Below are 10,938 nucleotides of genomic sequence, written 5' to 3'. Positions count from 1 at the left end.
CCCTTCCCCTCCTCCCGAACCGCCCTCCGACGTCGCGCGCACCGTGGCGCTGGAGCCCGCGGATCCGCTCTCCGTGCTCAACCAGGCCTTCCGCGACGCGTACGCCGCGCGCCGTGAGGCGGTGCTGTCCCGCATGGGCCCCGTCATCGCGCAGATCGACGACGTGCTCATCCTGCGCAAGGGCGGCCAGCGCTTCGAGGCCCCCGCGCGCACGCGCCGCTACCACGAGTACAAGGCCGTCACCCACGTCCCCCTCGCGCTCCACGTCCTGCTCGCCAGCCAGCAGGACGCGCTCGACGACGAGACGCGCACGCGCCTGAACATGATGCGCGGCCTCATCACCGCGTCGGCCACCAGCCTGGACGCTCGCGGCCTTCCGGCCGAAGCGCTGGCGCGGCAGCACCGGATGCTCGACGCGTCGCTCGCGCTCGTGGACTCCGTGCTGGCCACGAACCGCGTGACGCGGGCGCAGCTCTCCACGTTCATCCACGCCCAGGTGCCGGACCTGATGAAGAACGCGGAGGACTCGGCGAGGGATCAAATCGACACGATGCACGCGTCGGTGGAAGCCTGGAAGCGCCAGATGACCGCCGAGGAGCGCGGCCAGCTTCGCGCGGTGGTGGCCGCCTCGCACATGTCGCGGCCCGGCAACGTGGCGGCGCAGTACTTCTCCATCACCCTGGGCGACACCTGGGAGGGGCGCTTCCACGAGGAGGATCAACAGCCCGGCAAGCGCGTCCTCTCCTCGGAGGCGACCTTCGACGAGCCCGCGGCGTTCTCGCTGCTCGCCACGCACGTGCTGGACGCGCGCACGTCGCGCGGCATCTTCGGCGAGGAGACGCGCATGGCGCGGGACCTGCTCGCGGACGCGGCCGAGCGCATCCTCGCGGACATGTTCCACACGTCGCCCCAGCCGCCCGGCACGAGCACGCCGTAGCGCGGCTCAGGGACGCGTGAGCGGCAGCTCCACCGTGAACGTCGCGCCCTCGCCCAGGCGGCTGTCCACGGACACGCTCCCGCCCTCGGCCTCCACGATGGTGCGGGTGAGGTACAGCCCCAGCCCCAGGCCGCCGTAGTGGCGCTCGGACACCGCGCGGCCGTAGCGCTCGAAGAGGCGGGGCCGCTGCTCCGGGGAGATGCCGATGCCACCGTCGCGCACCGTGATGCGCGCCATGGCCCCATCCACCGCGAGCCCCACGGACACCGGTGTGCCGGCGCCGTACTTGAGGGCGTTGTCCAGCAGGTGATCCAACACCTGCGCCAGCCGGGCCCGGTCGAAGTGGCCGTGCACCGGCTCCGGCGCCTCCACGCGGAAGTCGCAGCGCTCCACCGTGAACCTGGGCGCGAACCGCGCGGCCGCTTCGCGCACCACCTCCGCGACGTCCACGGCCTCGCGCTGCAGGCGGAAGGTGCCGGCGCTGATGCGCGACACGTCCAGCAGGTCGTTCATCAGCTCCGTGAGCCGGCGGACCTGGCGGTGCCCCATCTCCACGTGCGCCTCGATGACGGGCGCGAGCGGCGAGTCCGGGTGCGCCTTCACCGCGCGCGAGAGCGCCTGGAGCTTCAGGCTCAGCGGCGTCAGCGGCGTCTTCAATTCATGGCTCGCGACGGACAGGAACTCGTCGCGCAGGCGGACGGCATCGCGCGCGCCCTGGAGCAGCCGCGCGTTGTCCACCGCGAGCGCGGCCAGGTTCGCCAGCTCCTGGGCGAACCGGAGGTCGTCGTCGCCATAGCGGCGGCCGGAGGTGGTGACCAGGAAGGTCAGCGCCCCCAGGATGTGGCCCCGGGCCAGCAGCGGCACCGTGAGCAGCGACCGGATGCCGACGGTGCGCATGGCCGTCAGGTGGTTCGGGTCCTGCGCCACGGCCTGCATCAGCGCCTCGGTGACCTCCGGCACGACCGTGGACCGGCCGGTGGCCAGCGCCACCGCGGGAGGATAGACGGGCCGCTCGCGGGGCACCGGCGGCAGCTGTTGCACGGCGGCCGCGAGCGAAGCCAGGACCGGATCCGCCGCCACCACCTGGACGCGCTCGAAGTGCCCGTCCGAGTGCAGCACGTCCACGATGCACCAGTCCGCGAGCGTCCCCACCGACAGGTTCGCGAGCGACGCGAGCGTGGCGGCCGGGTCCAGCGACGACGAGAACAGCTCACTGGCCCGCGCCAGGAACGCGGCGCGCTCCTCGCCCAGGGCCTGCGCCTGGATGTCGATGCAGGTGCCCACCCACTCGCGCACGGCGCCGTCCGGCCCCAGCACCGGCATGCCCCGGACGAGCATCCACACGTAGACGCCGTCCGCGCGCCGCAGCCGGTAGCGCGTGGAGAAGAGCTGCTGTGTGGCCTTGGCCTGCTCCCACGCCGCCAGCGCCCCTTCCCGGTCGTCCGGATGCAGGGCCTGGAGCCAGCCCCGGTCGCGCAGCTGCTCCGGAGGCTGCCCGGTGAAGGCCGTCCACGAGGGCGAGAGGGGCGATCTCGCGTCGCCCATGCGACTCGTCCAGGTGACGGTCGCCGCGGTCTCGAGCAGCCGGCGGAGGCGCTCGGCCTCCAGCCGCAGCAAGGCCACTTCCTCTCGCAACACGGCCTCCGCGCTGGCGGCGGGAACCGGGGGACCGTCTGGCTTGACGAGGGGGGACGTCATCGGCGGGCCTCAGTACACGTTGTACTTGGCCCGCAGTGCTTCGTGTTCCTGCGCGTTGCGGGACGGGTGCAGGACCTTCTGCGCGTCATGCAGGTAGTACCAGAAGTCGCTCTTCACCGGCCGCAGCGCGGCGACGAGCGAGTCCACCGTGGGCGCGCCAATGGGGCCCGGCGGCAGGCCCGCGCGGGTGCGCGAGTTCCACGGATCCGAGTTGTCCCGCAGCCGCTTGAGGAACGCCTTGCGGTCGTTCCACTCCGCGAGCTCGTAGCGGCTGGTGGCATCCACGCCCAGCGGGAAGCCCTTGTCCACGCGCTTCCAGAGGATGCCCGCGACGAGCGCGCGCTGGGACGGCACCGGCTCCTCGCGCTCCAGCATGGAGGCCATCACGACGATGTCGTGCAGCGACCGGCCGCTCTTGGCGATCTCCTCCTGGTGCGCGTCGTAGAAGCGGGCGCGGAAGGTGTCGATCTGCCGCTGGATGAACGCCTCCACCTTGAAGTTCTCCGCGACGATGCCGTACGTCTCCGGGTACAGGTAGCCCTCCAGGCTGCGCGTGGGCAGCGGGAACGGCGCGGTGAAGCGGTCCGGGCGGCTGGCCGCGGCGATGTACTCGCCCGGCTTGATGAGACCCTGGGCGGCGAGCACTTGGTCGGTGTCGCGCAGGCGCCAGCCTTCAATCATCGCGAAGGGCACGTCCTCCGGCAGCGGCTGGCCCTCCAGCGCGGTGGCCAGCTCCGCCACGGAGGCGGTGGGGCTCAGCATGAAGCGGCCGGCCTTCACGTTGAGGCTGCCCCGGCGCCACAGGTGGAAGCGCCACACGGTGGGGTCGTCCAGGAAGCCCTGGGCCTGGAGCTGCTGGCCCAGCGAGCGCGCGGACGCGCCCTTCTTCACGATGAACTCCTTGGGCGCCGGGTCCGCCGCGGCGTGCGGCGCGGTGGTGGCGTTCTGGAAGTGCATGAACGCTCCGCCCACCCCCGCGACCGCCAGGACGATGAGCACGAGGAGCGCGACCAGGATCTTCTTCATGGGGCGCCAACCTATCAAAGGCCCTGACGCTTCCAACGAGAACCACCTGTCACGCGGCCGGGCAGGCGGACGCAAGCGCCCCTTTCTCAACACCCACCGATGAGGGGGCCCCTTCCTCCAGGCGTCGTCTAGGATGGCCGCCTTGTTCGTCGATCCCCGCCGGCTCGAAACCTTCCGTGTCGTCGCAACGACCGGGCAGATCTCCGCAGCCTCGCGCCTGCTCCACCTGTCGCAGCCCGCGGTGACGGCGCAGATCCGTCAGCTGGAAGCGGACTGCGGCCAGCCGCTCCTCGTGCGCACCGCGAGGGGCGTGCGGCTGAACGCGGCGGGGCGGGTGCTCTTCGATTACGCCCAGCGCATCCACGGCTTGCTGGACGAGGCGGCGCTCGCCGTCGCGGCGGAGGAGACGCTCACGGGCGAGCTGGCGTTGGCGGCCAGCACCACGCTCGCCAACGCCATCGTGCCTGGACTCCTGGCGTCGTTCCTGCGCACCCACCGGGATCTCCAGGTCCGTCTGGAAGTGGGCAATACGCGCGACGTGCTGGCGTGGCTCGCGGAGGGCCGGGTGCCGCTGGGGCTCGTGGAGGGGCACGCGCGGGCGCCGGGCATCCGGCTGGAGCGCTACCTTGACGACGAGCTGGTGCCGGTCGTCGCGTCACAGGGGCCGCCGGAGTGGTTGCGCATCCGCACGATGGCCGCGCTGCGGGAGGTGCCACTGCTCTGGAGGGAGCAGGGTTCCGGCACCCGCGCCGTCCTGGACCGGGCCCTGCGCAAGGCGGGCGTGCGCAAGGGCCCCCAGCGCGGCGACCTCCAGTTGGGCAGCACGGAGGCCATCAAGAAGGCCGTGTCCCTGGGCCTGGGCGTGGCGCTGTTGTCCCGCTGGAGCATCCACGGCGAGCTGTCCCTGGGCCGCTTCCAGGTGCTGCCCGTGCCCGGGCTGCGCATTCCGCGCGCGTTCTCCTGGGCCCTCCCCGTGGATGAACCGTCCGGAGCCGCGGGGCGCTTCCTGCGCCACGCCCGCGCCGCGCCGCCCGTGCTGTTGCCCTGAAACCCTCGCGGTGCGACTGGCCGTGGCCCCGGCGCCACCGGGCCTGAGCGCACGGGCTTCAGCCGACCCAGCCCAGGCGCAGTGCCCCCAGGCACAGCCCCGCCATGAGCAGCCACAGGACCACCGCCTGCGCGAGCGGCCGGAGCCCCACGGCGCGCAGCGTGTCGCGCGTCAGCCCCGCGCCCAGCAGGAACAGCGTCACGACGAGCACCTGCCGCGCGACGGCGGCCACGCCCTGTCCCACCGGCTTGAGCGCCGGAAACACCGTCACCACCGCGGCCGCGCCCAGGAACCCGGCGATGAACCACGGCCGGCGCACCTTGCCCGTCACCGCATCGCCTTCACGGCGCTTCCACGCCGCCAGACCCACCGTCAGTGGGAGGATCCACAGGGCGCGCGCCAGCTTCACGGGGGTGGCCACCGCGAGGGCCTCGGGGCCATAGCGCAGCGCCGCGCCCACCACGGAGCTGGTGTCGTGGATGGCCATCGCGCACCACAGCCCGAACTGGTGCGGCGTCAGCCCCAACGCGTGGCCCACGACGGGGAAGACGAACAGCGCCACCGCGTTGAGCAGGAACACCGTGCCCAGCGCCACGGACGTCTCGTGCTCCTGGGGCCGCAGCACCGGCACCACCGCCGCGATGGCGCTCCCGCCGCAGATGGCCGTTCCCACGCTGATGAGCAGCCCCGTCACCCGGGGGACGCCCAGCAGCCGGGCAAGGCCCACTCCCAGCACCAGGCACAGCGCGATGCCCACCACCGTGTAGCCCAGCCCCTCGCGCCCCGCGGAGAGGACGGCGCCCAGGTCCATGCCCGCGCCCAGCCCCACCACCGCCAGGGACAGCAACCGGGGCGTCAGCTTGCGCGTCGTCCCGGCGAACGGATTGCCCACCGTCATGGCGACGCCCAGCCCCGCGAGCAGCGCCAGCCCCGTGGAGACAACGGGAAGCAGGCACACCGCCGCGCCCAGAGGCAGGAGGACGTGCCCGGGCGTCCACGGCCGGGACCGGGTGGCGGGGACCAGGGGAGGCGTTTCCATGCGCGAAGTGATGCGCGCGGCGGGCCCCCGGCACCAGATGGCAGAAGCGATGGGCTATCAGCTTTCTGGATGTCTCACGGGGATGTGCAGCGACAGCTCGCTCGGCGTGAGGACTTCACAGCCTTCGCGGGTGACGAGCACCGTGTGCTCGAACTGGGCGGACAGGCTGCCGTCCGCGGTCACGATGGTCCACCCGTCCGGCATCATCCGGATGTCCGGGCGCCCCAGGTTCACCATGGGCTCGATGGTGATGACCATCCCCGAGCGCAGCGTGATGCCCGTGCCCGCCTTCCCCACGTGCGGCACGTGCGGCTCCCCGTGCATCTGCCGGCCGATGCCGTGGCCGCCGAACTCCTCCACGATGCTGCACCCTTCCGCCCTGGCCAGCGCCATCACCGCCGCGCCAATGTCCCCCAGCCGCGCGCCGTGCCGCACCACCGACACGCCCACGTCCCGGCACCGCCGCGCCACATCCACGACGTGCCTGGCATCGGCGGAGACCTCGCCAATCATGAACGTGGCGGACGTGTCGCCGTGGAAGCCATCCAGGTGCGTCGTCACGTCCACGTTGATGATGTCCCCGGGCTCGAGGACCTCATCCGAGCGCGGCATGCCGTGGCACACCACGTGGTTGCGGCTGGTGCACACCGTGGCGGGATAGCCCTTGTAGCCCAGCTGGCTCGGGGTGCCCCCGCGCCGCGCCGTGTCCTCGCGAACCCACGCGTCGATGTCCGCCGTCGTCACGCCCGGCTGGAGCCGCGTGGCCACGTGCTCCAGCGTGCCCGCCGCCGCGCGGCCCGCCAGCCGCAGCCGTTCCACATCACTGCCCTTGAAGAGGGGAATGCCCATGCCGGGCAAGGTGGCACCCGCCCTTCCGGAACGTCCAATGCTGTTCTGGCATCACGGGGCGGCGTGCACGGTGCGCCCGACTCGCGCTACCCTCGCGCGCGTGAGCATCACGCACCTCCAGTCCTTCGTCGCGGTGGCGGAAGAGGGCCACGTGGGCCGGGCCGCGCGCCGGCTGCACCTCACCCAGCCGCCGCTCAGCCGTCACATCCTCGCGCTGGAGGACGAGTTGGGCACGCCCCTCTTCGAGCGCGTCCCCAGGGGCATGCGCCTGCTGCCCACCGGCGAGGCCCTGCTCCACCACGCGCGCCGCATCCTCGAAGAGGTGGAGGTCGCCGCCCGCACCGTGCGCGAGGCGGCCCAAGGCTCCGGAGCCTCCAAGCCGCCTCCCGCCTGACACGCTCTACGACCAGGCGGCCATGCCGCCAATGCGGCGCAGCATCAGGATGGGGCCGTCGTCCATGCGCCGGCCGCGCAGGTCGATCTCGCAGTCGATGACCCAGTCCCCATGGCCCTCGGGGTCCATGATGCGCTGCTGGGCCTCCCACTGGCGCGTGCCCGTCTCCTTGAGCTGCGTGTTCGCCGGCTTGCGCGCCTGGGGCGTGAGCACCACCAGCTTGTGCTCCTCGAAGTACGGCGCCATGGCCTGCTCCAGCTTCGGCGCGGTCCACTCCCCCAGCGCGTTGTCCAGCATGCCCAGCGCGTCCAGGTAGCGGCGCTGGCCCAGTGCGCGCAGCAGCCGGTGCAGCTCCTCGCGCACGCGCGCGGCGAAGGCCTTGGGGTCCTCCGTGAGTTCCTTGGGCTTGAGGTCCACCACCGGCTTCACTTCGACCGGGGCCTCCGGGTTGCGCATCCGCTCCCACTCATCCAGGAGGCTGGAGTCCACCTGCCGCAGCGTCGCGCGCAGGTGGTCGATGATGTCGTCCAGGTCCTCGTTGCGGAACTTCTCCGGCACCGTCTGCACCAGCGACTTGTAGACGTCTCCCACGTAGCGCAGCAGCACGCCCTCGCTGCGCTGCAGGCCGTACTCACGCACGTAGTCGTGGAAGGACATGAAGCGCTCGAACATGTCCCGGACGATGGACTTGGGCCGGATGTTCTCCTCGCCCACCCACGGGTGCTTCTTCGCGAAGGCGTTGAAGGTGCCGTAGACGAACTCGCGGTTCGGCTTGGGCCACTCCAGCTTCTCCAGCTCCTCCATGCGGTCGTCGTACTCCACGCCCCGCGCCTTCATCTCCTGGATCTTCTCCCCCTTCAGCTGGTGCAGCTGCGCGTACAGCACCACGTCCGGGTTCTCCAGGATGGACTCCACCAGCGTGACGACGTCCAGCGCGTACGTCTCCAGCGTGGGGTCCAACAGCTCCAGCGTCTCGTGCAGGTACAGGGACAGCGTGTGGTTGAGGCTGAAGTCGCGCTGCAGGTCCTCGGACACCTCCACCGTGGCGGAGTGCTTCTCCCACTGGACGACCTTGACGATGCCCGCGTCGCGCAGCGTGCGGAAGTACATCGCCGCGTCCTTGAGCAGCTTCTTCTTCGTGTAGTCGGAGCTGTGCGAGCGCATCACCAGCTGCACCAGCCGCTTGTAGCCGCCGCTGCCCTCCGTCTTGTCGCTCTGGAGCAGGTTGAGCAGGAGGCCGTGGCTCACGTCGAAGCGCGACTCCAGCGGCTCCGGCAGCCCGTTCTGGAGCCGCTCGAAGGTGCTCTTGTCGTACTGCACGAAGCCCTTCTGCGGCGGCTTCGCCTTGGGCGTCTTCTTCTTGCCTGCGGCCTCCTTCGCCGCCTGGCGGATGTTTTCAATCATGTACTCCGGGGCCTGCGCCACCACGCTGCCCTCGGTGTCGAAGCCCTTGCGGCCCGCGCGGCCGGCGATCTGCTTGAAGTCGCGCACGCTCAACGTGGCCAACTTCTCGCCGTTGAACTTGAACAGCTGCGTGAAGAGCACCGTGCGGATGGGGATGTTCACGCCCACGCCCAGCGTGTCCGTGCCGCTGATGACCTTGAGCAGGCCCTGCTGCGCCAGCTTCTCCACCAGCAGCCGGTACTTCGGCAACAGGCCCGCGTGGTGCATACCGATGCCGTGGCGCAGGTAGCGCTGGAAGTCCTTGCCGTAGGGCGTGTCGAAGGGGGCGTCCAGGAGGGCCTGGCGGATCTCCTCCTTCTCCTCCTTGGTGTTGAAGTCCACGGACATCAGGTTCTGCGCCTGCTCGGCCGCGGCCCGCTGCGTGAAGTTCACCAGGTACACGGGGTACTTCCCGCGCGCGATGAGGTCCTGGATGGTCTCGTGCAGCGGCACCTCGCGGTAGTCGAAGTCCAGCGGCACGGGGCGCTCGGAGCTGCGCACCGTGGCCACCTCGCGGCCGGTGAGCTTCTCCAGGCTCTGCTCGATGACGTGCGTGTCGCCCAGCGTGGCGGACATCAGGAGGAACTGCGTCCTGGGCAGCGCCAGCAGGGGAATCTGCCAGGCCACGCCGCGGTCCTTGTCGGAGTAGTAGTGGAACTCGTCCATCACCACCGCGTCCACGCGCGCGGAGGCGTCACGCAGCGCGAGGTTCGACAAGATCTCCGCCGTGCAGCAGAGGATGGGCGCCTCGCGGTTGATGGACGCGTCGCCCGTGAGCATGCCCACGTTCTCCGGGCCGAAGGCCTTGGAGAGCGCGAAGAACTTCTCGTTCACCAGCGCCTTGATGGGGCACGTGTAGAACGACACCTTGCCCTCGGCCATGGCCTTGAAGTGGAGCGCCATGGCCACCAGCGACTTGCCGGAGCCGGTGGGCGTCTTGAGGAACAGGTGCTTGTCGCTCAGGAGCTCCAGGATGGCCTCCTCCTGGGCGGAGTACAGGCTCAGGCCGTTCGTGGCCACGTAGCTCACGAAGCGGTTGAGGATCTCGTCGGCATCGAGAGGGGGCTCGCCGGGCTTGGGCAGCAGGGCGGCGAGCGGGGCGCGGGTGTCGGCGGAGGCACTCATCGCCCCCGACTCTAGGGGGTGCCGCCCGGTCCCCGGGAAAAATCACGCGGCGGCGGACCCAAGGTGTTCGGACGCGACCACGGTCCTGGCGTTCAGGGGCCGTGCCTACCGGGAGACGTAGAGGCCCACGGCGATGCGGCCCTCCCGCAAGGGCCCTCCAGCCGCGGGGCGCTGCCAGCACACCCGCCCGGCCTGCTCCGGCGACAGGCAGGGCACGTCCGTCACCTCCAGCGAGGCGCCGGCCGAGCGCGCCCTGCGCACGGCGGCACTCCGCGTCAGCCCCAGCAGCTCCGGCGCGGGAGGTGGCGCCGCCTCGGGGCCCGCCTGGACGAAGAGGGCCCGCACCTCGCCGGAGCCTCCGGGCGTGAACTGCATTCCCGTCCCATCCGCGGTGACCCGGCCGCGCAGCTCCAGCTCCACCGGCCCCAGCACGAAGGGGCCGGCGCCGAGCCGCGCGTGGACCCGCGCGAGCGACTCACGCAGCTCCACCAGCAGGGCCTCCAGGTCGATGGCGTCGCTCATCGCGCTGGAGGGCTCCTCCGCGGCGGGGAACACCGGCTCACTTCAACGTCCCAGCCGTCGAGGGCTCCAGGACGGGCGAGCGGATGGGCGTGCTGGTGGGGGGCAGCTTCCCGCCCCCGGTGGCCTGCACGGTGAGCACCAGCTCGGTGCCGCGCGGAAGCAGCGCCCCCGGCGCGACCGAAGCCGAGATGACCCGCGAGGCGTCCGCCGCGCCGTCGGGGAAGCGGTGCGGGACACCGATGGCGGACAGCAGCGCCCGCGCATCGGCCACCGTCTTGCCCACGACCGCCGGCACCACCACCAGCGCCTCCGCCTGGGGCGAGGGCGGCACCGGCACCACGCGGAACTTCAGCCGCGACTGCGCCGTCAGGCTGTAGGCGAAGCGGTTGGTGTAGCTGGCGTCCAGGGGCGCGCCGTACATCTTCAGCCGCGTCCTCCCCTCCGAGCGCTCCTCCGACGTGATGGACAGCGCCACGGCGATCTCCGCCTCGGCCTCGGGGATGTGGTACCAGGTCGGCCGGTAGCCGATGCGCTGCAGCTCCACCGCCAGGTCCTCGTCCGAGGCGTAGAGTTCGCGGATCCGCTCAATGGTCTCCGCATCCAGCTCCCGCTGGGCCTCCGCCACCCCGCGGCCCACCGCGGAGATCAACGCGCCCAGCGGTGCGCTCAGTGCCTCCAACTGGGGGACGTCATTCGAATCCGCCATGGTTCAGCCCTCCATTGCCTGGCCGATGAACAACTGCACGGAAGCCGAGGCCTGAATGGCGCCGGACTCCGGCACCTGCCGCAGCACGCGGCCGTACTGGCCGGCCTCCTTGACGAAGACGGGCGCCAGCCCCACCCGGACCCCCGCCTCC

The 10,938-nt window shown here is 71.5% G+C and carries 10 protein-coding genes; 3 read left to right on the top strand and 7 right to left on the bottom strand.

Features of this window, described 5'->3' with window-relative positions:
• Positions 1-937 (top strand): hypothetical protein (locus D7W79_RS31205; RefSeq protein ID WP_276375521.1); only part of this gene is annotated, 937 nt, incomplete at its 5' end.
• Between the two features lie 6 nt (positions 938-943).
• On the opposite strand, the gene D7W79_RS31200 is transcribed toward D7W79_RS31205, so the two are convergent.
• A complete protein-coding gene (locus D7W79_RS31200; protein ID WP_120529020.1) occupies positions 944-2,635 on the bottom strand; it encodes a sensor histidine kinase in 1,692 nt (563 codons plus the stop codon).
• Positions 2,636-2,644: 9 nt separating this feature from the next.
• A complete protein-coding gene (gene mltG / locus D7W79_RS31195; protein ID WP_120529019.1) occupies positions 2,645-3,661 on the bottom strand; it encodes an endolytic transglycosylase MltG in 1,017 nt (338 codons plus the stop codon).
• 133 nt (positions 3,662-3,794) lie between these two features.
• Here mltG and D7W79_RS31190 point away from each other — a divergent pair, with 133 nt between their 5' ends.
• Entirely contained in the window at positions 3,795-4,709 is a 915-nt protein-coding gene (locus D7W79_RS31190) for a LysR family transcriptional regulator (RefSeq protein ID WP_120529018.1), read from the top strand.
• 58 nt (positions 4,710-4,767) lie between these two features.
• On the opposite strand, the gene D7W79_RS31185 is transcribed toward D7W79_RS31190, so the two are convergent.
• Positions 4,768-5,748, bottom strand: a complete 981-nt coding sequence (locus D7W79_RS31185) for a YeiH family protein (protein ID WP_244222070.1) — start codon at positions 5,746-5,748, stop codon at positions 4,768-4,770.
• A 57-nt stretch (positions 5,749-5,805) separates the two neighbouring features.
• Positions 5,806-6,597 (bottom strand): type I methionyl aminopeptidase, encoded by a 792-nt coding sequence (map, locus tag D7W79_RS31180; RefSeq protein WP_120529017.1) that lies wholly within the window; start codon positions 6,595-6,597, stop codon positions 5,806-5,808.
• Between the two features lie 100 nt (positions 6,598-6,697).
• Here map and D7W79_RS31175 point away from each other — a divergent pair, with 100 nt between their 5' ends.
• Positions 6,698-6,991 (top strand): LysR family transcriptional regulator, encoded by a 294-nt coding sequence (locus D7W79_RS31175; RefSeq protein WP_120529022.1) that lies wholly within the window; start codon positions 6,698-6,700, stop codon positions 6,989-6,991.
• Positions 6,992-6,997: 6 nt separating this feature from the next.
• On the opposite strand, the gene D7W79_RS31170 is transcribed toward D7W79_RS31175, so the two are convergent.
• From D7W79_RS31170 to D7W79_RS31160, 3 genes are all read right to left on the bottom strand, one after another.
• Complete coding sequence (locus D7W79_RS31170; protein ID WP_120529016.1) at positions 6,998-9,559, bottom strand: DEAD/DEAH box helicase; 2,562 nt, start codon at positions 9,557-9,559, stop codon at positions 6,998-7,000.
• A gap of 105 nt (positions 9,560-9,664) precedes the next feature.
• Complete coding sequence (locus D7W79_RS31165) at positions 9,665-10,114, bottom strand: PASTA domain-containing protein (RefSeq protein ID WP_120529015.1); 450 nt, start codon at positions 10,112-10,114, stop codon at positions 9,665-9,667.
• 4 nt (positions 10,115-10,118) lie between these two features.
• Positions 10,119-10,787: a PASTA domain-containing protein gene (locus D7W79_RS31160; protein WP_120529014.1), complete on the bottom strand. Its 669-nt coding sequence runs from the start codon at positions 10,785-10,787 to the stop codon at positions 10,119-10,121.
• Positions 10,788-10,938 lie beyond the last annotated feature (151 nt).

The organism is Corallococcus exercitus (assembly GCF_003611585.1).
GTDB classification, from domain to species: Bacteria; Myxococcota; Myxococcia; order Myxococcales; family Myxococcaceae; genus Corallococcus; species Corallococcus exercitus.
Note: the sequence above shows the minus strand (reverse complement) of the source record. Positions and strands in the feature narration are given on the sequence as shown.

Coding starts and splice junctions, on each gene's coding strand:
- D7W79_RS31200 (WP_120529020.1), bottom strand. CDS start 2,635: ATGACGTCCCCCCTCGTCAAGCCAGACGGTCCCCCGGTTCCCGCCGCC.
- mltG (WP_120529019.1), bottom strand. CDS start 3,661: ATGAAGAAGATCCTGGTCGCGCTCCTCGTGCTCATCGTCCTGGCGGTC.
- D7W79_RS31190 (WP_120529018.1), top strand. CDS start 3,795: ATGGCCGCCTTGTTCGTCGATCCCCGCCGGCTCGAAACCTTCCGTGTC.
- D7W79_RS31185 (WP_244222070.1), bottom strand. CDS start 5,748: ATGGAAACGCCTCCCCTGGTCCCCGCCACCCGGTCCCGGCCGTGGACG.
- map (WP_120529017.1), bottom strand. CDS start 6,597: ATGGGCATTCCCCTCTTCAAGGGCAGTGATGTGGAACGGCTGCGGCTG.
- D7W79_RS31170 (WP_120529016.1), bottom strand. CDS start 9,559: ATGAGTGCCTCCGCCGACACCCGCGCCCCGCTCGCCGCCCTGCTGCCC.
- D7W79_RS31160 (WP_120529014.1), bottom strand. CDS start 10,787: ATGGCGGATTCGAATGACGTCCCCCAGTTGGAGGCACTGAGCGCACCG.